The sequence below is a fragment of the Paenibacillus sp. MB22_1 genome (assembly GCF_047200555.1).
Lineage (GTDB): Bacteria > Bacillota > Bacilli > Paenibacillales > Paenibacillaceae > Fontibacillus > Fontibacillus phoenicis.
In genome coordinates this window covers 1,575,247-1,596,991 of the sequence record NZ_JBLADV010000002.1, presented here as the reverse complement: position 1 = coordinate 1,596,991, position 21,745 = coordinate 1,575,247, and the positions used below count along the sequence as shown (strand labels likewise).

Here is a 21,745-nt window from a genome sequence, read left to right as displayed (position 1 = left end):
GTATGTACCTTGTTCCATCCTGCATGAATTTACTTCCTTACATCGCAAGTTATCATTCATTGATAATAATTATCATTATCACTAAGTGTAATTGTAGCATCATGAAAAATTAATATCAATACAGAAATTCAAATTTTTTTGCATCTAAAATTAGAGAATATCAAAGTCTACGCTCCAGAGAAGGGATAACTATACAGCGGTCGCACAAGGTTAAACAGGTCTGGTTGAGGAGGGGGAGACAGGAAAAAAGCCCAGTCTTGATACGGACTGGGCTTTCAGAATGGGGGTGAACTGCGGTATGGCAAATCGACAATTCGCTGTCGTGTGACGCATTTAAGCTCCGACTTCGCTCACCGCGTGCGGCTCTTCCATGACCGGGCCCATCTCCCCTGTCTTCGGCAAGGTCAGCACAAAGCGCGTCCAGCCTGCGTCACTGTCGAGCGCGAGACTGCCCCCATGCTTCTCTGCGATATGCTTGGCGATCGTCAGGCCAAGCCCTGAGCCGCCATCGCTCTTGCGCGCGGCGTCTCCGCGGACGAACGCCTCGAAGACGCGGGCACGCAATTCAGCGGGGATGCCAACGCCATTATCGGCGACCTCAATCCGCACTGCGTCCTGCCCGTCTATGAGTGACAGCCGCGCATGCGTTACCGGCGGATTGTATTTCAGCGCGTTTGCAAGCAGATTGGAGACCGCCCGGTACAGCAACTTCGTATGGATCGGCACGGGCAGCTCGTCCGAAGGAATGTCGAATTCGAACCTCATCCCCTTTTCCTCGAACATATCGTAATAGTCTACGGCCATTTCGCGTGTGAACTCTGCAAGATCGCAAACCTTCTTGACGACAGGATAGTCGGGAACCTCCAGCTTCGCCAACTCGAAGACATCGTCGATCAGTTCAGCGACCAGCTTCGTTTTGCTGTGGATAAGACCGAGGGTCCGCTGACGTGCGGCTTCCTCCTTGATGACCCCATGCTGCAGCGCCTCCACGTAACCCTGAATCGTCGTGATCGGCGTTCTCAGATCGTGCGAAATATGGACGAGCATCCGCTGCTTGCTCTCTGCCAGCTGCCGATTGTTCGCTTCGACTTGCTCCAGCTTTTCCGCCATCTTGTTGAAGCTCTCCTGAATTTGCGCAAGCTCGTAATTCGCTTCGATGTGCAGCCGCTCATGATAGCGCCCATCCGATACGCTGCGGATACCCGCGGCAATCGCGCCAAGCGGGTTGGTCAACCGGACTGCGGCCAAGCGGCTGTACACATAGACGTTGATGCCAAATAGCAGGACGAATAACGCCCCCGTCTCGGCCAAAGCGATCCAAAAGATCCTCTGATAGTTCTCTGTCTTCTCATTGAGCATGAAATCCGCCCGGATCTGCTGTTTCGGCAGCCTGACCAGGACGTAACGACGCTCTCCGTCATTCGTATGGAATGGAGCCATCGACGTATAGTATGGATTGTCGTCCGAATCGTAAAATAAAGCGTTTAGTTCCCCCTCCGTATAGCCCGTCACGTTGCCGTCCCGCTTCTCTCCTCGGACCTCCATGATCCGCAGCTGCTCATCGAGAATTTCCACCCAGCCATCCACCTCTTCAATCACATCGCTCTGGATGTCAGCCGGATCCGGACGAACGATCGCATGCGCTTGCAGCAACGACATATCCTTAGGCATTCGCACGTTGGTTCTTTCCACGAAAAAAAGCAGCAGCACGATGAAGCTCATTCCCAGCGTCAGTGAAAAAATCACGTAGTTCCGAAGCAACATCCCAAACAGCTTTTTTGGTTTACGTTGCATCCAGCTCATCCTTTTTGGCGAACCGGTATCCGAGGCCGCGAACCGTCCTAATGTAAAAGGGTTCCCGCGGCGAATCCTCGATTTTGTCCCGCAGCCGACTGATCTGCACCATAATCGTATTGTCGTCAGCGATATAGGGTTCGGACCACACCTGCTCGAAGATTTGCTTTTTCGTATAAATGCGCCCCGGCTTGCTCATAAACAACTTCAGCAGCTTGTATTCGATCGCGCTTAACTCGATTGGCTCTCCTCGCTTGTACAACAGGCACGCTTCATGATCCAGGATCAACTCCCCAAGTCGGATCTCAGTGATGTCCGCTTTCACACCTGTACCCGCCGCACCGGCATCGTTAAATTCGTACGTTCTCCGCAAATGCGCCTGAATTCGGGCCACCACCTCCAAAGGACTGAACGGCTTGGCGATAAAATCATCCGCACCGAGGCCAAGCCCGGCAATTTTGTCCGCCTCCTGATTTTTGGCCGACAGAACAATCACCGGAATCCTGAAATGTTTCCGTATCCATTGAAGGAGCTTGAAGCCGTCCACATAAGGCATCATGATATCGATCACCGCCAGGTCGATTGACGCGCGAGCGAACATCTCCATCGCGGATTGTCCGTCATTGGCTTCAAGAACGTGATAATCTGGCTCCAGAAAAAGCTTCAGCATGTCCACGATGTCCTGCTCGTCGTCGACTAACAGTATCGTTTTGGGCATTATTCCACCACCTCACTCCTTCGTATTGTTCGCACCGTAAAGCCGATTTCCTGCTATGTAAGGTTATTGTAAGAAAAGCGACAGGTGGCGGAAAGACGAGGTCTCTATATTGGATGTTGTTGTAACAATCATCTGAGAAAGAGGTCATGATATGGCAGAAACAGAGTTGTCCAGAAGGGGTTCGATCCGAACGTGGCGGGAACGGATTGTCGGGGGGATCAAGCGTCAACCCCCGCTGACTCCGGGCTGGAAAGGAGCATCGATCGCGCTCTTTGGCATAGCTGGCGTCATTTTTCTCATCCAAAGCTATCATCTGATCGGGTCGCGGGGGCTGTGGGATTATGTGACCGGGACCGGAGTGTTCCTGCTTGCCATTGCTTTAATCGCCATGGTTATTGCTGGAGTGCTGCATCTTGCCAAACGTATGCCTTCGCGGTACATAGGTCTGGCGCTTGCCTCCTTCATCCTGCTGTTCATCAGCTTTATTGGTCCGATGACGGTCATGTTTATCGTCACCTTGTCCGTGCTGGCCGGCTGTTCCTTATCGGGAGCGATGATATCCCGCTGGATCCGGGGGTCATATCGCGAAGCAAAAACACGCACGAAGGTGATAGCCGGAATTGCGACGGCAGTGACCGTTGTGTTTACCCTCTGCACGGGAGCTTGGCTGGTGGATGGCGGGCGCGCGGAACTGGCGAAGCCTTACCGGCTGTCGGTCATGAAGGCAGCGGAGCATTACCCGGGAACATTAGCGAATCCTGCGGAGCCGGGGACGTATCCGATCAAAAAACTAACCTACGGCAGCGCAAACGGCTACCGAAAGGTTTTTAATGCAGAAGATTCGCTGATCACGGAGCCGGTGGACGGCTCGGCCTTTGTGGCGAACTGGTCCTCCCTCCGTACAAAGACATTTGGTTTCGGACCGGAAGCGATACCGTTAAACGGGCTGGTCTGGTATCCTGATGGAGAAGGGCCATTTCCACTCGTGATGATCGTGCACGGCAACCATCTCGCCACCGATTATTCAGACCCGGGCTATGCCTATTTGGGGGAACTGCTGGCGAGCCGCGGCTATATCGTCGTGTCGATCGATGAAAATTTTCTCAACACCTCGCCCTTCGACGACCTGTTCATGTTGAACGTGCTGGAGAAGGAAAACCCGGCACGCGGCTGGCTCATGCTGGAGCACTTGAGCGTATGGAAGAAATGGAACGGCACGGTGGGCAACCCGTTCTATGGGAAAGTGGATATGCACCGGATCGCGCTGATCGGCCATTCCCGCGGCGGCGAGGCGGTAACGGTGGCGGCTGCGTACAACCAGTTGCAGTCACCGCCGGAGGACGGCAACATCAAGTTCAATTACGGCTTTGGCATCCGTTCCGTCATCTCGCTTGCGGGTACAGACGGCCAGTACGAGCCGGCAAGTCGGCCGACGGAGCTGACTGATCTCAACTACCTCGCCCTTCAAGGCGCTCACGACATGGACGTCAGTTCCTTCGCCGGAGCAAGCCAGTACAACCGGGTCGATTTTACACCTGGCAGTGATAATTTCAAAGCGTCGGTCTATATCTACGGGGCCAATCACGGGCAATTCAATACGGTGTGGGGGCGGAGCGATGCACCGGGACTCGGCAACCTGCTGTATAACCGGGCCCAGCTGATCCCGCAGGAGGAGCAGCTGCAAGCGGCGAAGGTGCTCATCTCGTCCTTCCTCGATGCAACCTTGTACGGGAGGACCGAATACCGCGCCATTTTCCAAGACCTCGGCCACGCAAGAGAATGGCTGCCGGATACGATGTATATCAACGATTATTTGGACGCCCGGACGACGCTTATCAGCACCTTCGACGAGGATATCGATCTTTCCACAACCACGTTGCCCGGCGGTCAACTGATTGGAGAGCGGCTGACGGAATGGAAAGAAGAACAGGTCGAGATGAAATTCGCCCCCGGTCTGTTCAGCGCCGTTCGCCTCGGTTGGGACCGCGGCAAGGTCGACGGGATTCCTTCCTATACGATCGTCCTGCCCGACACCGGGCTTGCCGTCCCGCCGAATGGCACCCTCGTCTTCTCCATGGCTGATCGGTCGGGTACGCAGGAAGAGCTTGTTGATCTGACCATCGAGGTCGAGGATACAAGCGGCAACACGGCTTCCATGCCACTGAGTGCAGCGGGCGGTCTGCTGCCGATGTTCGAAGGCGGTATCGTAAAATGGCCGTTTACATCGCTGATGCCGACCAAGGAGCCGGTCTTTCAAAACTTCGCTTTCCGGCTATCCGACTTTCGCCACGTCAATCCGTCGTTCCAGCCGGAGCGGATCAGCCGAATCCGTTTCGTGTTTGATCAATCCGCCAACGGCTCGATCTACTTGCGCGATGTCGGCCTTCGTGACGATGCTGCCATCAGCGATGCAGTGAAATTCACAATTGGGAAGGAAAACGAGCGATGACCAAGATAAAGAAGATGGTATCTGCGAAAAAAGTGATGGCCGTTATGGTGCTAGGCTTGATCTCAGGCGCTTTGTTAGGAGCGCAGCAAGCGATGACCTTAACGCCTGAACTGGAAAGTCAAGTAGCGGCTCAGCTCGGGTCGAAGCAAGTGATTATCCTGATCGCTATGCTTCAAACTGCAGCGTTGGCGAGTCTTGCTACAATCGCAGGAGTATGGGCTTCTCCAAAAGTACATTTGAACAAACCGTTTGTTTGGAGCAGGAAAAGCATTGTTGCAGCGGTGAGCATCGGACTATTGTCAGCCAGTTTTATTGCCATTGCAGAAAAGCTGGTTTTTGCCGAAAGTTTGGGATTGGCGGAGAGATTTGAATTTTCCTGGCTTTATTTTCTGGGAAGCGTATTGTACGGAGGAATCATTGAGGAGCTTCTGCTCAGATTCGGACTCATGTCGATCATCATATGGCTGGCCAGCAAGCTTACGAAAACTACAGATCGCAATGGCATTTATATCGCGGGGATGGTCATGGCCGCATTGATCTTTGCCGCAGGGCATCTTCCTGCGACTGCACAAATGTTGGGGTTAAGCACCGTTACCGTAATCCGGACGTTATTGCTTAACTTCTTGCCGGGCATCGGATTTGGCTATTTATATTGGAAACACGGATTAGCCTACGCCATGCTCGGACATATCGCCACGCATGTCATCAATCAATTGGTCTTGCTTCCCGTGTTGTTCAATGTGATGAACTGAGTATAATGAAAATCCACAACCGCTTAAGGTTGTGGATTTGATATATGGAGGCGGGGATTCAGAATTTATTCGGCAATAAGTGCAACACTCTCGTTTGTTGAACTCATCATCTTTCCAGCAGAAAGCGTAAATGTATAATCGCATAGCAATTGAATATCTTCTTTGTTATGCGAAGTCATGACGATCAGTTTTTTCTCTGCTTTCAACTTTCTTAATACTTGTCTTAAGGTTTCAACCGAAGCCTCATCCAAGGCATTAAAAGGTTCATCCAAAATAATGATTTGTTGATTTTCCATCATGGCCTGAATAATTCCTAGTTTCTGCTTCATCCCCAATGAATATTGCTTGACTTTCTTTTTGCTTTTCCAATCCAAATCAAACAAATTCATATAGGATTGAATATCTTCGTCACTCGCGTTATTTCTGATTTTGGCCAACATTTTCAAATTTTCGTAACCGGTAGGGTGGCCGAGAAAACTTGGTTTTTCAAGTAAAATCCCCAGTTGATCGGGAAAAGAAATTTGCTTGCCTAAGACTTTCCCATCTACTTTGACTTCGCCTTTCGTGGGAAGGATCAAACCGGAAATCATCCGTAAGAACATCGTTTTTCCGCTTCCGTTTTTACCTACTACCCCGTAGATATGCCCGCTATTGAGCGTAACATTTATATTTTCAAGAACATTTGTTTTTCCGATCGTCTTGGTGAAGTTGGTGACCTCAATCTTCATGGAATGACAACTCCTTCTTTGTGCTTTTCCTTTGAATCATGATTAGCAGCACGAGAGCTAAGGTTAAGTTCCCAATCACATTCATCAGAGTCATTGTTGGATGATTCATCTGAGGTAAGATATGAAATGCAAAATTCTGATAAAGGCTAGTCATCGCTAATAGGACAGATATTCCCCCCATGATCATAAAAGTACCTGCTTTTGATCGCCTCAACAGAAGATAGACTTGAGCGAAAACCACAATCAGGCAAAACAAATAAATTCTCGCCAGAACTCCAACCGTATCTAAATTCATAGACTGAGTTATTTTTGAATCGCCCCATATCGAATCCAGGAATAACCACACGAAGTAAAACAATAATAAAAAAGCGAACAGAAGTGCTGAAGTTCCTTTCAACAGAGCTTTAAGCCAATTGTTCTTGCTTCCATATCGGATGGATAAGGTATCCGAATTGTCAATATAAAAGACAATATAGTCAATACACACATACTGTAATAAAAAAATGAGCATGACGAATAACCCCTGCAGCATGGGACTGCTTAAAGGCTTGCCTCCAAAGATCGTCTGAACCATCGTTAACAGATCGTTCATGCCCGAAGCTTTTAAGAAGACGTAGCTGATCAGGATGCTGCCCAGCAAGATCACATAAGCCATGGGTCTTACACTTTTCAACGCCTCGATCATATAAAATCCCTCTTATCACTTAACTTGATATTTAGGAATATCGTTAAAAGAATGAAACCGACTAAGACCAGGCAGCTTACTGCACCCGGATGAAAGACCCATGAAAATATCAGGTTGATTTTATATGAGGAGAACCTTTTTAAATAAGGGATGAATACGATGCTCTCCAATGCTAACCACGTAAAAACAATGAGCTGGCCGTATTTGCTTAGTAGCCAATGGTTTGACCATTTCAAACATGACATGATATTGATGAAAACAACAGTTCCCAGTAAGTATCTGATATACCATTCAAACAGGAAGAACAGATGACTCGTTTCTCTCAGTAAAACGGCTCCAAACCAAATAAAAAAGAAGATCATACTCACACAAATTAGGCCTTGGATGTAGTAACCAACTAACTCGTTTCGAAGTATTTTTCTTCGATTTCCTATTCGTACGTACGTTGTAGGATGAAAACGACTGCTTTCAATAGCCAGTCCGACTGTAAGTACAGACATAAACTGAAATACATAAAATTTATTAAATATCCATTGATCAAACCAAGAATGACCCATGGGTATTTTCAATAGCAGAATGATTCCAGTAATGGCAATGTAGATCGTGAACCCAACTAAAAATAGTAATCTATTCATAACTATCTCTCGACTTCACCAAAATGATGCTTATCATGATGATGTTCAGTATCATCCATCCCCCAAAAGCAATAGCCACATTCTCCCATCCTATAATATTAGTCATCGCACTAACCGCCATAGGTTGGAGGATCATCCGAATGTTATAAGAGAATAAGGGGGGGAATGAATCGAAAATATAAGTAATGCCATACAAAATAATGACAGGAACTAATAGGGCAACATACCGGTTTTTAAAATGAAACAGCATACTGAGACATAATGAAAAAATAACAAATATCGTTACCGCGAGCGCATTAAGAAACGTATAGATTTGAACCTCCTTCACCGGATTCGAAAGAAATGCCTGATATACAAAGCTTCCTTCTTGCGGAATTAAATTATGGTAATACTCTGTCATTTGAGTCGTATCAGGAAATAGAGTGTACGTCATGAATACATTGATTTCTAGTGCTACAAATAGGATCGCAAAGGATAATACTCCCGTTGAGATAAACTTGGAGAGGATATACTGAATTTTACTTTTTCGAATGATTTGATAGGTATACATGGAAGTATTCTTATCTTCATGATAGATTAACCCGGTGAGCAAAACCGACATAATCCAAAATATTTGATGATAAAGGTTGTTCCCCCAACTTACCGAATTCATCAACATCCAAAACTGAAATGGATTTAGACCAATGGTCTCCACAGAACCCGGGTATTGATCAAAGTGCCGAGTTACTGAAATAGGATCTAAGATGGCAATGGCAAGCATCACCAACACTACAAGAATGACCTTCTTATCTCTTATTAGTCTATTGAAATCCACTTTAAGATAGCTCACCTACAAACCTCCTAGATGCAACTGGCCTTGGCAAAAAAATCAAAACAAATGGACCGAGAATTCGGTCTGAAATCTTTAACACGAGAGAGAATAAATTCCATATTGTGAGTATACTAGAAATTACCTGTGTTTTGAAACTAGATTTCAACCACGAATGAGAAGCACAAAAAAGGCGAGCTCAGGGATCCGAGACTCGCCTTTTACAACTTTTATGTTCTTAACTGAGCTCTCACGCATTGGTCCTGAAATTCTTCTACTCGGAGACTGAGCCTTACATGCTTTTAAGCCGATCTAGTTACTGAGTATGCTTTTTAATCACTAATCACTCTTTTATTTCTTGTCAGGAATATGCTCCAATAAATCACCAGGCTGACAATTTAATGCTGAACAGAGTTTATCAATGATTTCTAAAGAGACATATTCATTTGTGTTCAATTTTGCCATAGTAGCAGAAGATATTCCCGTCATTTTTATTAACTCATGCTTCTTTATCTCTCGATCTATAAGTAATTTTTGAAATGGCTTATAGCTTATCATTGCCAAACCCCTCGCAAAGAAGTTGAATTTTTCTTTAATTATATTGAACAATCTTTGCATAAACAAAGTTATATTTTGAATATCAAGTTGCCTCAGCAAATCCTTCACATACGAACATTTGTTTGATATACTAGGTGCAAACGAGTGTTCGGGAGTGGTTGGCATGGCACAACAAGAAGCGATGACGTTAAAGAGATTTCAAGAGAAATTTCATTCGGAAGACGCATGCCGCGAGCATCTGTTTCAGATTCGCTGGCCGAACGGCTTCTGTTGCCCCAAATGCGAGCACGATGCGTTCTACTTTCTGGAAAGCCGTAAGCTGTATCAATGCACGCGCTGCAAGTATCAGGCTTCGGTTACCGCCGGCACCATTATGCATAAATCCCATACGCCGCTGCTGACCTGGTTCTGGGCGATTTTCCTTGTGGCGCACGATAAACGCGGCGTTTCCGCGGTTTTCCTTTCGCGCGAACTGGAAATCTCCTACCCCACAGCATGGTTAATGCTTCACAAGATTCGCAAAGCCATGGGAGATCGCGATGCCCACTACCAACTGGCCGGTTTGGTCGAACTGGATGACGCGTTCTTTGGGGCGCCGACCGAAGGCGGCAAACGCGGTCGCGGCACGGAACAAACCCCTGTACTGGCAGCCGTATCGCTGGACAGAAAAGGAGCGCCGAAATATGTGAAAATGAAGGTCATTCCGAATGTCAAAGGCAAGACGCTGGTCGATTTTGCCCGGCACCATATCGAGCCCGGTGCCACCATCAGCAGCGATGCGTACCGCTCGTATCGCAAGCTCGCGGAGGAAGGTTACGATCACCAGCCGCTCGAGTTTAACGTCAAGGAAAACCCCGATCATCTGAAATGGCTGCACACGATGATTTCCAATGCCAAAGCGTTTATTGGCGGCACCTATCATGGTCTGGCTCCCAAGCACCTGCAAGCGTATTTGGATGAATTTTGCTTCCGCACCAACCGCAGACGGTTTGAAGGCCAGTTGTTCAATCGACTGCTGACAGCCTGTGTTTCAACCGACACCATCACCTACCAGAAACTCATATCTTGACCTTAGCGGAGCTAACTTGATATTCAAAAGTTATATTTATGTTCGCTTGACCGAAATATTTGATATGTTAAAATAATGTTTGTGAAGTCGAATTTTTATTTTCAAAATTAAATCCCCGGGAGGTGTGATTCATGATCAATTCTTTAGAAGTCCGGTGATTTAAGTCAGTTGTATCCGTCTCTTCGGCATGAAAAAAGAGGAAAACAACCCAACCAACACCGAAATGAGCAGGTCCGACACCACCTCCATCATCACGGATTTCGGTTTTGGACATGCCGAAATACCGGTTTGAGGTCGTTTCTTCTTAAACCGGCATAGTTTTTTCAGATTTTGAACGATTGCCGTGAGCAGTGCCTGCTCCTGCATGCAATCCAGGCCGCGGCTCCGCGCGCGACCCAGGCCATGCGCGACTTTGCTTTCGGCAAACACATGCTCGCACCGCGTCCGTAACTTTTGCAGATGACGGTAAGAACCCTTGAGCTGAATTTGTTTGGCTTTGTTGCGGATTTGGATTTCTCGGATTTTGGCCAGACGCTTGCGTTGTTTCTCCGGATCGTTCGTTTGGCGTTTCCAAGTCGGTACATCTTCCAGTGCCAGGTTGCGAAGCGAAACCAGAGGAATAATCCCTTGCTCGAACAGCGATCGCAGATAATCTGTCGTACCGTAGGCTTTATCGGCAGAAAGCGTGCGAATCCGGATTTGCGGATGGGCAAAACGGATCGCGGCCAGCTGCTGCAAGCTCGTCTCGCGCTCAGCCGTTCCGGACGCGATGCTCGCTTGCGTAGCCAGAATGACGCCGGATTTGACATCCGTCACATGATGCACCAAATACCGCAAATGCGCTTCCTGACCGTTGCTCTTTTTGTACAAGCGAGCATCCGGGTCCGTCACGCTGCGGTGGGTCTTGTTCGAGAACGTTTTGCCATGAAAATCTTCATGTGTCGCTTCGTCTTCCAGACGCCGTTCTGTTCGCGTGGGCGGTGCGGGCGGCCGTCTGTCATCATCGGAATCAGCGGCGTCACCTTCGGGTTGCTCGTCTTGCCGGGCCATGCGAGCCAGGTAGTCTTCAATCGACTCCACAGGGGCCAGAGTGATTTCTTTCAAGCTGTGGATAGAAGCGTTGGCGCGTACTTGGGAACCGTCGACTCCCGCATCTACATCGGGTTGGACCAGTCCGGCGGCGATGCACTGATCGACGACATGTTTCATGAGCGTGTCGAAAATACCGTGTTTTCGCCACAATTTCCGGGTCTTCACCAAGGTCGTCCGATCCGGCAGGGACGGCCTGGATGGATCCGGGCGCAAGACGGATTCGAAATCCAGTCCGCAAAACCACAAGTAGCCCCCATGCATGGGCAACAGTTGATACAATTCCCGTTCGGAATGGTTGAACAAATACGAAAGCAGCATGAGTCGAACCATCCGCTCCGGGTCAGCCGCCGGGCGTCCGGTACGTTCCGTATACAGCGGCGCCACCCAATCATGGACGATGGAAAAATCAAGCGCTTCGTTCAGTTGGCGCAGGATGTGCTTTTTCGGTACGAGTTCATCCATATCCACAAATTGGAACATCTGAGGCTGGATAGCCGATGACTTATAGGCTTTCATGTTCAATCACTCTTTCGATCATCGTGTTACGATATAAATTCGACAAACCCGTGATAAAGGCCTGCTTACGCGGACTTTTTCACCGGACTTTTAGAGGTTTTAATTGATCCGCTTATTCGTAACCGATTAGAGTCTTTATACAATGAACTTAAGACCAACAACTCTGATTACAAGCAAATATCGTGTGAATCAGAACAATATATCATGACACTACGAGAAACACTTCCTGACAATCTCAAACAAACTTTATTTCTTTATGAAGATGCTCAATTCACATTACAAGAAATCTTGAAAGTAAAAATATATCTGCAAGGGTTCAAAGATGCCTTGCAGATATTCAATGAACTACATATCAGTAGACTCTAAGAGACGTTGGACATTTCTTCTATATAGCCCGTCATCTGAACTGCCCAGCTATCATCTGAATCCATACGATAATCACAAAGTGCGATTCAAGATCAACTCGAAATAACCCCAAACTCCCTCACACGCTGCCTCCGCATCCACTGGGTTGCAACCCACTTCTCACCGCGAACCACAGGAACGCTGCTGTGCAGGGTCAAGTTGTTGAGTTCTTGTTGACGATAGAAGTATTCGAAGTACAGGGCGGACCCGCGCTCGGGTTTGACCTCTAGATCCAATAAGGGAAAGACGGTCTCTCCCCCTGCCTCCACATCGTTCAAGTAGATGATCAGCGTGCTGATCCGATTGTTGCTTGCGGAAGGGCTGTTCGGACCGAAAAAGTCATAGTGCGCTTGGTATTCTTGGCCAGGGCCGTAGTGCAGGACTTGCAAGCCTTCGGCATGTTCGATCGGCACGTTCATTAAGGCGGAGATTCGCTTTTCGATGCGATGGATGAAGGGGTTTTCCTCTTCTTCGAAGAACATCCCGCGGCTCGTGCGGATTTGGCTGACCACCTTGTTCACGAGTTTGGATTCTCGTAGTCGGGGAGCGGCTGCTTCAATCAACTGCCGGCATTCGTCGTCCGTCAGCAGCCGTTCGAATCTCATGATCAAAGGCTCTTTGTGGAGCACCGTCGCCGCAACGGTACAATCATCGAGCGAGTAGAAGGATTGAATCGGCAAGATGGAAATCTCCTCGCTCATTTCTATCACCTCTACTATACAGATTTTCGATGGAATCATTATACATCAGCCTAAGTTCGTCGAGTATCCCCCTGTCAGCTGTTCTCACCCGAATCATCCTAACCAACAAAAAAATCAACAACCTCACATGGTCGTTGATTTTGGCATGGTTCAGTTCACTTCAAGCGGGCTGCATCCCACTCCCGTTTCAACTCCAAAAGGGATTGCTGACGTTTGCTCCGATCCTCGCTAACGGCTCTTAACGCCACCTCATAACATTCATCATTCAATCGCCATTTTTCATTCGATCGGTCGGTCCCCCCACCGAAGAGCGCAAACGCCGCAGCCCCCATCACGTACACATTTGATATCTCATCGATGACTGCACCAAGCGTAAACTCTTCTGGAGACATGAAGCGTGAGGAGCCCCACATTCTGCCCATCGTGTTGATGTAGGGGCTTTTGGCGTATAAATCAATATCGCATAAGATTGTCTTGTTTGCAGCAAAGTCATACAAGACACAGCCATCATAAAAATCAATGGCCACATATCCGCGCTCCGCAATATGAATGTGAAAATCCAATATATCGTTAAACACTTCAAGCTTGGCAGGTTCGGGCAGCTGCATAAATTTCTCTCTGGACCGCGGGTACATTCTCCCCCAGCATTCGCCGTCTGTCCATTCAAAAATCGCCGCAAATCCTCCGCCCACTTCTTCCGCTTGAATCAATCGGATCAAATGAGGGTGCGCCAAATCCTGATAAATCGGAACCGCAGCTTTCAGCCTGGCCACGGCATCCTCTGGCTTGCCGTTGTACCGAGCGGTGGGGGCTCCGGCAAATTTGATAAAAACCTTCTGATCCTTGATTTTTACACCAAAGCAGATGTTGCCCGAATCTTGATCGTCGTACACCTTAAAGACCTCTCCGTACTCTTTCAGAAACGAGAAGTCATAGGGAGACTTCAACTTGTACGGGATTCCATCGATATACTGGATATAAAAATCTGACAAGTACCATGCAGGCACCGGATTCTTCATCCCATCAAACCAGGCAAGAACATCTCGGGCCTGTTGCTGCATAACAGCGACTTCCTCTTCACCAAAAGGGATGGCCCAAGGAATCGAAGACAACGCGTTGCTGCTGATATAGAAAGCCAATAACTTAAAGAATGGTTCCGGAGGATTTCCATGAAAATAGCCATGAATCTGCCCCGTAGCAAAATGCGGACTCACCTTAGCGCTCCACACAATGCGATTAAACTCTTCCCAAGGATCGCCGTAATCACTGCGATTAAAATCGATGATCCACAGCTCCCCTTCTGGCGAAATGATCATATTCCCCACATGATAATCGCCGTGCTGAAAGCACTGTGGCCGCCGAGCGAGGTACTGCCGATTCGCTTCAATATAAGCCATGATCAGCTCGTCGCCATCCATTTTGACGCCGCAATCTTGATATTGCTTTATTTTTCGGTCTACCTTTTGATTAAAAAAGGGATCCCATGGTTCTTGATCCACTGGGGCAGGAATACTGTGAATCTTCCTCAAGATTTGCCCGGCTGCCACGCCAAGGTGGTATTGCATCGTGTCCGTCATCTTCGGCAATACCATCTGCGCATCTTCGCCGTCACACCAAGTCAAGAGGGTATAGACACTTTGGCCGTTGTCGCATACCCTAAAATCCACAGGCCGCGACATGGGCACACCGCTATCGGCTAATCGTTTCATCACTTCGAATTCATGTTTCTTGTGGTCGTACTGGGAAATATCAGCGATGCGCAGCAACAATTTCTCGTTGGTGACGGTTTCGATGTAGTATTTTTTGTCGCTCGACCAGCCTTTGGTGATCGGATCGATTTTTTCGAACGTTTCATAACCTTTGATATCAAACACAGGATATTCCCTCCCCCCATCGTAGCGTCCAGCATTAATAACCACACTAAGTGTAGCATTTCAATCCTAGGATGGAGTGAAGGATATAATGCTGTAAATACTACTAAAATTCGACATTTATTATGGTATTATCAATATTACCTATTATGAGAAATGAGTGGTTTTTGAATGCAAAAAATAATTTATCCAGTCTTAGCACTCTTGTTTTTCTTTTCGACGAGCATTCCAACTTATGCCGATATACCCGATCAATTACCTCAGCCTCTCTAGAGCTGCACTTTTGATAATGAAATGAATTCTATCTCCTTGCAAAAATTCGGCAAACAACTCTATGTGAAGTATAGTAGTCCTTGGTTTGAAGATGATTCTTCCTCCTCTTCAAAGTATTATAATTACACCAACTTTTCTATTTTGGACGATACTAAAGGCTCCCTTCAAACCACGTTCAAATCAGATAGTCAACAATATGTTGATTGGGGAAAAACAGCTAAAATAGGCGAAAAAGGAGAAATTTATACTATATACACAAATAGAGGTAAAAATCAAAATTATCATTTAAAAGCAACTAGCAAAGAAGGGAAAGTTTTATGGAGTAAAACTTTCACTGAGAAGGATTCTAGTCAAGGAATTGCTGGTATGTTCATGCTAAAAAACAAAACTCTGCTCGTCTACATTCGGCTGAACACTTATAAGTATAATATCTATCGTTTTGATTCCACTGGCAAACTACTGCAAAAGAAACAGTTGAACGAATACGTTGACGATTACCAGAATGGCTACCTATTCACTTATTCGAGTCTCGGAAAAACCAAGGCACGGGTTTCCTTCTATGATGACAACCTAAACTTCAAGTTCAAAACAGACGTTACTTTTGGCAAAGACGATTTTCGCGGAATATCTTCGGACGGTACCCTATATTACACTGGTTTTGATAAAGCGAAAAACGTGACGACTGTTCTAGCAAAGAATAAGAATGGGGCCCTACTTTGGTCAAAAAAGTTTACTGGTACACAATGGCGGGATAATTATTATGATGGAAATGGATATAAGGATGAATTTGTGATAGTGATCGGCAATACAATTTATAAGTTTAATGCCAAAGGACTTGCAGGAAAAAAACAACTTTCGTCAGAGAGAGCCGACTTTCAGGTTGGTGAAGATCGGACCGTTCTTGTACAAGACCAAACCAAGCTCTATTTATTGAATGAGAAGATGGAGGTCCTTCGGACAGCAAATACCGAATACTTACCTGGCAGATTCGCAATTCAAAGCCAAATAATCGTTAAACACTATTAATCCGATCCTTATTTTTAAATAGCTTACAACCCAAGCTCGGGTTTATTGATATTCTTCCAAGGCTTGTTGCAAAGTTGCTTTGGTGTCAACCTTTTCAGTAAATAGGATCCCTAATTCGATCATGGTGTTCGCGATTTCCGGGCGAATACCTGTTATAATCGCTTTACATCCGAGCAAGCCAATTCCCTCTACAATTCGGAACAAATGTCCCACCACAGCCGTATCCATAAACGCAACGCCGGACAAATCGATAATAATTTTTTGGATTTTCAGGCTGGAGATCTGATTTAATGTCCGTTCCTGGACTCTTTTCGCCCGATAGGTATCCAATGTTCCGACAATGGGCAGCACCGCCATCGAGGATGATAAAGGAATAATGGGGACGGACAATTCATCGATCGTTTCGCGGTGAGAACGAAGCAATTCATCCTTGTACTCGATATAGCTCGAAAAATAATGGAAAATATAATGGTCCAACATAAAATTGGTTTTGATTCCGAGTTGAAACACACCCTCCATGTCAAGCTCGACATGCTTATGATAGTTATGCAAGAAATTCCAATATAATTTACGAAACGCCTGGAGCAATTCCAGCTTTAAGACTAAGGGAAAGTCGTTCTGTGCACCATTCTTTCCGAGTTCCTTGGCGAGCATCGTCAGCTCATGCTGACGATCTTCAACCAAGAGCTTTGCCATTTTTCAAAAATCTCATGCACATTGATTTTATACATGGAGTCTTTAACTAATTGAATCGTATCTCGGGTCTCCGAAGTAAACAACTCATTAAAACGATCCTGGTTCAGCAAAAAATATTCTTTAAAGCTTTGACCTTTTACATATTGCAGATCCAAATCCATCGCTCCAATCTGTTCGATCATTTTTGTTTGAAATTGAATGGTAAATGTGGTTCCGATTCCTTCTCTGCTTTTTACATCGATTGTACCTCCATGTTGGTAGATGGTCGAATAGACCTGAGTTAGCCCCATTCCCGTGCCTTCATCCTTCGTTGTAAAGAAAGGGGTACCTAACAGTTGAAGCTTTTCTTTAGGTACCCCTACACCTGTATCCGAAATGATAACATAAATAATGTCGCCCACACGGTAATGCTCGATGGTAATAGTTCCTTCATTGGGAATGGCTTCAAAAGCATTTTTCAAGAGATTAAAAAACGCTTTCTTTAACTGATTTCTTTTCCCATAAATGATTTCATCACTATTGCGAAATTTCTTTGCAATTTGAACCCGATAGATTTGATCCTGAAACAAATAAAGCAAAGACTCTAATTCCGAACAAAGATTAATCGCAATACAGGACTCATCTTCCAAGTCGGGCTTAGAAACCTGCAATAGATCTTGTAACGTAGAGATTGCCTGTTCCAATTCCGAGCAAGCAAAATCTAAATAACTATGGGAAACCTCCCTTTGCAGTAATTGTAGAAATCCCTTCACTGCTGTTAATGGATTTCTCACTTCGTGCGCGATTCCCGCCGCTATTTGACCTATGGAAGCAAGACGGCTTAATGTATCGTCCGTTTGAGTTGCTTTTTTAGTTTTTTCCTGTCCATTTGGTTGCAACTATTTTCGTCCCTCTCGTCGAAGTCTCAATCTGAAATTCATCCATTAATCTCTTCACACCGGATAATCCGAGTCCTAGTCCACACGAAGACGATCCCTTCTTTCCATTTAACACTTCATTTATATTGGGAATTCCGGGCCCTTCATCGGTCACTGTAAAACGGATTCCCTGATCGATTAATTCACAATAAAAAATCCCTTTGCCGCAAGCATGATCCAAAATGTTTCGGGTTAACTCCGAAACACTCACATAAATTCTCTGTTGATCTGCCTCGGAAAAAGGGAGCTGCTTCATAAAATGACGAACGGTACTTAACGCAAAATAGATATCATCTTCTGAAGAAATGTTCACTTTCTGATAGGTCATCGGCTAAGGAAGCCTCCATGCTACATTAAACTTATTATCTTTCCAGTTGATACCTCGAACATCCTTACTTCTTATATTTCGACTTAAATCCTAAATTTCCTACTAGCTCATTGTTAATTTGGACAAATTCCCCTTGCCCCCCTTCAGCTTCGCACAGAACGTCAAGTGTTGACTTCCATTATCCGGAATGTTATCCTTATTGTAACTGAAACACTGAGAACATCCATTATACTTTACAAAGTACCCAACGACCGCTAATCTTCATTAGCGGTCGTTGTTCATAAAAGGACATTTTACACGCTTTGATGATTTCAGTTATTGAATCAGCGAGAGGAGTTTTGACGATCGATCACAACGTGAAGAAAAACTGGCGCAAAATTATCGCACCTTACGAAAGACCGAGCCTGAAACGGAGCATTTGGCAAATCGTGAATACCTTTGTACCTTTCTTTGTGCTCTGGTACGCTGCCTATTGGAGCCTTTCGGTGTCTTATTGGCTTGCCTTGATTCCGGCTGTTCTGGCAGCCGGCTTGTTGGTCCGGATCTTCATCATCTTCCATGACTGCTGCCACGGCGCCTTCTTTGCCAACCGCACCGCCAACGAGATATTAGGAACGATTGCCGGAATCTTAACCTGCTGTCCATACCATCAGTGGCGGCGCAGCCATTCGGTCCATCACGCTACCAGCGGCAACTTGGATCGGCGCGGCATGGGAGACATTTGGACGTTGACTGTGGAGGAATATTTGGCGCTGCCGCGGCTGAAGCGTCTGGCTTACCGCATGTACAGAAACCCCCTGATTATGTTCGGGCTCGGTCCCACCTACGTTTTCCTCATTGAATACCGGTTTAACCGGAAGGGAGCCCGGATGAAGGAACGGCTTAATACCTACATCATCAATCTTGGAATCGCCGCTGTCGCCGGGCTGCTTTGTTGGACAATCGGCTGGCAAGCGTTTTTATTGGTTCAGGGACCAATCTTTCTGCTTTCCAGTCTGGCCGGCTTCTGGCTCTTCTACGTCCAACACCAGTTTGAAGGGACCTACTTTGAAAAAGGCGATAAATGGGATCATTTGAGCGCGGCTCTGCGCGGAAGCTCCTTCTATAAGCTGCCAAAGGTTCTGCATTGGTTTACGGGAAACATCGGCTTTCACCATATTCACCACCTGAGCCCCCGGGTGCCGAACTACTACCTGGACCGCGTTCAGAAAGAAAATACGATGTTCCAGGATGTTGCGCCGATTACCATTTTATCAAGCCTGAAATCGCTTAACTTCCGCATATGGGACGAGAATCGCAAGAAACTGATGGGATTCGGGTACATCAAGCATTTCTTGATTGCCCGGAAAGCAAACGAGCGACCAACCTGTACTTCCGATAAATCCTCTGAATCGATTTAATGAGAACGAATCGAAAATGTCGGTTTCCTATTGCAAATTTTTTCTTCTCCCGCCTACACCGGGAGCTGGCATTCCTTGACGTCAATCTCAGTTGTGGCCGGATGGAGTGTCCTTCCCAATTCGACAATTTGCGTATGAACCGACGGTTCCAATAGCGAAATGCTTTGAGCCAACGCTTCTGCAGCTTTGGTATGGCTGCTGCCGAACACCTCGGAAAGGATTATCGGTTATTGCTCATCGTCTTGATTCTTATCGTGGCCATTGGATGCCAGAAGCAGGAATCAAAACCTGAAGAACAAGATCTTTTTCATGTTAAATCCATAAACGGAGAAAACAAAAAGAAGGTCATTTTTTTTGATGATTGATTCTTTAATGTCGCAAGCGATTGATAAAGGAATTGAACAAAAACAGCTTCCTGCGCTTCAACACCTAATTGAACACGGCCAATATTATAAGGAATTGATTAGTTCTTTCCCCACGATGTCCGTCACGATCGATAGCTCTCTGCTTACCGGAGCGTATCCGGATGGCCATCGTGTGCCGGGACTGATTCGGTATTCACCGTTTGCATCTTTTTCCTTCCGGAAATATTCCCAAAACTTCCCCATGGTTTAGTACACGTAAACAACAGCGAACCGGTTTCTTGGATTTCCAGCAAGTAACCATTGCGGAATGCTCTGACGATCTCGGAAGGGTGTGTGAAAACCGCAAGACAGTGCAAGTCTGCCTTGATAGGTACTCGATCCCACAATGAAAAAATGGTGCGTACATGATGGGTGTCTGCATGAAGGGATCTGAATTGGGATGGCTCAGTTGCAAACTTGCGAAGTTTGTAAGTAAAGGCAAGGCCATTTTCATCTTTACGTCCATTTCATGCTGCTTGAGATACATTTCTGCCGTCGCTGAAAGCGGCAATTGGGCGTCACAGTTAAGTAACTTTCCCAGATTCGATCTCACTGAGCGTACTTTGGGATATTTCTAAGCTTTTGGCAAATTCAATTTGGGTCAATTGATGTTGTCTTCTGATCGACTTTATTCTTTCTCCAACTGAGGTTAAATGATCCAACATTGATCCACCCTAACTTTGGCGAAAAGATGGTTTATAAAACAAAAGCATACTTTTGTCCACATACAGACAAAAATATGCAACATTAAAGCAAAAGTTTGCCGCGGCGGCAAAGATATGGTTTAACTCTCACCCTGTACGCGTCGTACAGGGTTTTTAACAATGGAGGCGAGGGGAGTCGAACCCCTGTCCGAAGGCAACGCCACACAGGCTTCTACGGGTGTAGTCACGGTTTTGATGTCACCCGGAAGGCCGCCCCGTAACCGGCTTCCTTCCGGGTCAGCCTGATTGTCTTCTTCCGCTAGCCGCAGGCGGAGACTAGACAGCGTATCCCACTAAAGGTTGAGCCCCTATCCTGCCACATGGGCGATGGAAGGTAGGAGCCTGGAGGCCGTTATTAGGCGGCCAGAGCCAGAGTTGGTTGTTTAGCTTTGCCGTTTAAATTTGGCGTTAGCGTTGATAAAGCGGACGCTCCCCACTACCCGCTACCCATGCTCGATCTACCCCCGTCGAATCCAAAAACGCCCCCGAATGAAAAAGGTTTTGGATCATCGGTGCAGCCGGCAAAGGTGTGCTGCTTTGCAGTCACTTTCCTTGTCCGACCAAGGATTAGCGACCGCATTGTTACAATACATAGTATAACACGTTTAAACTGCCTCATGTTTATGGACTTGATGGAAACAGAGGGAACTGAGCAACTGAACTTACCTTGCCACCTTCTACTTTTCGCGAAGCGCGCGCTGGATATCGCGCTGTGCGTCGCGTTTGGCGGCGGCGTCGCGTTTGTCGTATTGCTTTTTCCCTTTGCCCAGGCCCAGGAGCAACTTCGCGTATCCGTTGCGGATGTAAATCTTCAGCGGCACGATCGTATAGCCTTCCTGTTTGGACAAGCCGAGCAGCTTGTTGATTTGCGCTTTGTGCATCAGCAGCTTGCGCGTTCGCGTCGGGTCGGCCGGATTGAACCGGTTGCCTTGCTCGAACGGGCTGATATGCATGTTGTGGATAAAAATCTCGCCGTTGCGGATCGTCGCAAACGCATCCCCGATGTTCACTCGGCCATTGCGGATCGATTTGATTTCAGTTCCCGTCAAGACCATGCCCGCTTCGTAGGTGTCTTCGATGAAATAATCATGGGAAGCTTTTTTGTTCTGCGCGAGTACCTTGCCTTCACTTTTCTTACCCATGTTCATCCTCCTCCTGAAGCCCCACGGGGCAGTTTACCAGACATTAATTGTATCAACTCCGGCGGTCAAAAGCA

20 protein-coding genes and 1 other RNA gene are annotated in these 21,745 nt (G+C 46.8%); 6 read left to right on the top strand and 15 right to left on the bottom strand.

Annotated features, from left to right (window positions below):
- Positions 1-333 precede the first annotated feature (333 nt).
- Both ACL02P_RS19305 and ACL02P_RS19300 read right to left on the bottom strand, forming a co-directional pair.
- Positions 334-1,794 carry a sensor histidine kinase gene (locus ACL02P_RS19305; RefSeq protein ID WP_412837886.1) on the bottom strand — a complete coding sequence of 487 codons (1,461 nt, stop codon included), beginning with the start codon at positions 1,792-1,794 and terminating at the stop codon, positions 334-336.
- Positions 1,784-2,512, bottom strand: a complete 729-nt coding sequence (locus tag ACL02P_RS19300) for a response regulator transcription factor (protein WP_412837885.1) — start codon at positions 2,510-2,512, stop codon at positions 1,784-1,786. Before ACL02P_RS19300 ends, ACL02P_RS19305 begins: the two co-directional genes overlap by 11 nt.
- A gap of 151 nt (positions 2,513-2,663) precedes the next feature.
- On the opposite strand from ACL02P_RS19300, the gene ACL02P_RS19295 reads away from it, so the two are divergent.
- On the top strand, positions 2,664-4,961 hold the full coding sequence (locus tag ACL02P_RS19295; RefSeq protein WP_412837884.1) for a chlorophyllase/cutinase-like alpha/beta fold protein: 2,298 nt from the start codon (positions 2,664-2,666) through the stop codon (positions 4,959-4,961).
- A complete protein-coding gene (locus tag ACL02P_RS19290) occupies positions 4,958-5,713 on the top strand; it encodes a type II CAAX prenyl endopeptidase Rce1 family protein (RefSeq protein WP_412837883.1) in 756 nt (251 codons plus the stop codon). The genes ACL02P_RS19295 and ACL02P_RS19290 overlap by 4 nt, the downstream gene beginning before the upstream one ends.
- Positions 5,714-5,778: 65 nt before the next feature.
- On the opposite strand, the gene ACL02P_RS19285 is transcribed toward ACL02P_RS19290, so the two are convergent.
- The 4 genes from ACL02P_RS19285 to ACL02P_RS19270 form a co-directional block, all read right to left on the bottom strand.
- Positions 5,779-6,441 carry an ABC transporter ATP-binding protein gene (locus tag ACL02P_RS19285; protein ID WP_412837882.1) on the bottom strand — a complete coding sequence of 221 codons (663 nt, stop codon included), beginning with the start codon at positions 6,439-6,441 and terminating at the stop codon, positions 5,779-5,781.
- Positions 6,431-7,126, bottom strand: coding sequence for a hypothetical protein (locus ACL02P_RS19280; protein WP_412837881.1), 696 nt, complete (start codon positions 7,124-7,126; stop codon positions 6,431-6,433). The genes ACL02P_RS19285 and ACL02P_RS19280 overlap by 11 nt, the downstream gene beginning before the upstream one ends.
- A gap of 627 nt (positions 7,127-7,753) precedes the next feature.
- Positions 7,754-8,590, bottom strand: a complete 837-nt coding sequence (locus ACL02P_RS19275) for a hypothetical protein (protein WP_412837880.1) — start codon at positions 8,588-8,590, stop codon at positions 7,754-7,756.
- Positions 8,591-8,920: 330 nt separating this feature from the next.
- Positions 8,921-9,127 (bottom strand): helix-turn-helix domain-containing protein, encoded by a 207-nt coding sequence (locus ACL02P_RS19270; RefSeq protein WP_036645064.1) that lies wholly within the window; start codon positions 9,125-9,127, stop codon positions 8,921-8,923.
- A 163-nt stretch (positions 9,128-9,290) separates the two neighbouring features.
- Here ACL02P_RS19270 and ACL02P_RS19265 point away from each other — a divergent pair, with 163 nt between their 5' ends.
- Positions 9,291-10,196: an IS1595 family transposase gene (locus ACL02P_RS19265; RefSeq protein ID WP_412836674.1), complete on the top strand. Its 906-nt coding sequence runs from the start codon at positions 9,291-9,293 to the stop codon at positions 10,194-10,196.
- Positions 10,197-10,355: 159 nt separating this feature from the next.
- On the opposite strand, the gene ACL02P_RS19260 is transcribed toward ACL02P_RS19265, so the two are convergent.
- The 3 genes from ACL02P_RS19260 to ACL02P_RS19250 all read right to left on the bottom strand — a co-directional run bounded on the left by ACL02P_RS19260 (position 10,356) and on the right by ACL02P_RS19250 (position 14,784).
- Positions 10,356-11,804 carry an IS5 family transposase gene (locus tag ACL02P_RS19260; protein ID WP_009223158.1) on the bottom strand — a complete coding sequence of 483 codons (1,449 nt, stop codon included), beginning with the start codon at positions 11,802-11,804 and terminating at the stop codon, positions 10,356-10,358.
- A 458-nt stretch (positions 11,805-12,262) separates the two neighbouring features.
- A complete protein-coding gene (locus ACL02P_RS19255; RefSeq protein ID WP_323078568.1) occupies positions 12,263-12,910 on the bottom strand; it encodes a 2OG-Fe(II) oxygenase in 648 nt (215 codons plus the stop codon).
- Positions 12,911-13,065: 155 nt separating this feature from the next.
- On the bottom strand, positions 13,066-14,784 hold the full coding sequence (locus ACL02P_RS19250) for an aminoglycoside phosphotransferase family protein (protein WP_412837879.1): 1,719 nt from the start codon (positions 14,782-14,784) through the stop codon (positions 13,066-13,068).
- 306 nt (positions 14,785-15,090) lie between these two features.
- On the opposite strand from ACL02P_RS19250, the gene ACL02P_RS19245 reads away from it, so the two are divergent.
- On the top strand, positions 15,091-16,080 hold the full coding sequence (locus ACL02P_RS19245; protein WP_412837878.1) for a hypothetical protein: 990 nt from the start codon (positions 15,091-15,093) through the stop codon (positions 16,078-16,080).
- A 42-nt stretch (positions 16,081-16,122) separates the two neighbouring features.
- Here the strand turns inward: ACL02P_RS19245 and ACL02P_RS19240 are convergent, their stop codons facing one another.
- Genes ACL02P_RS19240 through ACL02P_RS19230 form a run of 3 tightly spaced genes read right to left on the bottom strand, consistent with a single transcriptional unit; the run spans position 16,123 to position 18,021 of the window.
- Positions 16,123-16,776: an STAS domain-containing protein gene (locus ACL02P_RS19240; protein ID WP_412837877.1), complete on the bottom strand. Its 654-nt coding sequence runs from the start codon at positions 16,774-16,776 to the stop codon at positions 16,123-16,125.
- Entirely contained in the window at positions 16,737-17,654 is a 918-nt protein-coding gene (locus ACL02P_RS19235; RefSeq protein ID WP_412837876.1) for an ATP-binding protein, read from the bottom strand. The genes ACL02P_RS19240 and ACL02P_RS19235 overlap by 40 nt, the downstream gene beginning before the upstream one ends.
- The gene (locus ACL02P_RS19230) at positions 17,626-18,021 is read right to left on the bottom strand and encodes an ATP-binding protein (protein WP_412837875.1); all 396 of its coding nucleotides are present in this window, start codon (positions 18,019-18,021) and stop codon (positions 17,626-17,628) included. Before ACL02P_RS19230 ends, ACL02P_RS19235 begins: the two co-directional genes overlap by 29 nt.
- 338 nt (positions 18,022-18,359) lie before the next feature.
- Between ACL02P_RS19230 and ACL02P_RS19225 the strand changes: the two genes are divergently transcribed.
- Both ACL02P_RS19225 and ACL02P_RS19220 read left to right on the top strand, forming a co-directional pair.
- A complete protein-coding gene (locus tag ACL02P_RS19225) occupies positions 18,360-19,421 on the top strand; it encodes a fatty acid desaturase (RefSeq protein WP_412837874.1) in 1,062 nt (353 codons plus the stop codon).
- Positions 19,422-19,778: 357 nt separating this feature from the next.
- A complete protein-coding gene (locus ACL02P_RS19220; protein WP_412838266.1) occupies positions 19,779-20,036 on the top strand; it encodes an alkaline phosphatase family protein in 258 nt (85 codons plus the stop codon).
- A gap of 313 nt (positions 20,037-20,349) precedes the next feature.
- Here the strand turns inward: ACL02P_RS19220 and ACL02P_RS19215 are convergent, their stop codons facing one another.
- The 3 genes from ACL02P_RS19215 to smpB all read right to left on the bottom strand — a co-directional run bounded on the left by ACL02P_RS19215 (position 20,350) and on the right by smpB (position 21,671).
- A complete protein-coding gene (locus ACL02P_RS19215; protein WP_412837873.1) occupies positions 20,350-20,490 on the bottom strand; it encodes a helix-turn-helix domain-containing protein in 141 nt (46 codons plus the stop codon).
- 157 nt (positions 20,491-20,647) lie between these two features.
- Positions 20,648-21,016, bottom strand: a transfer-messenger RNA (tmRNA) gene (ssrA, locus tag ACL02P_RS19210).
- Between the two features lie 190 nt (positions 21,017-21,206).
- Positions 21,207-21,671, bottom strand: a complete 465-nt coding sequence (gene smpB / locus ACL02P_RS19205) for an SsrA-binding protein SmpB (protein ID WP_412837872.1) — start codon at positions 21,669-21,671, stop codon at positions 21,207-21,209.
- Positions 21,672-21,745: the final 74 nt, after the last annotated feature.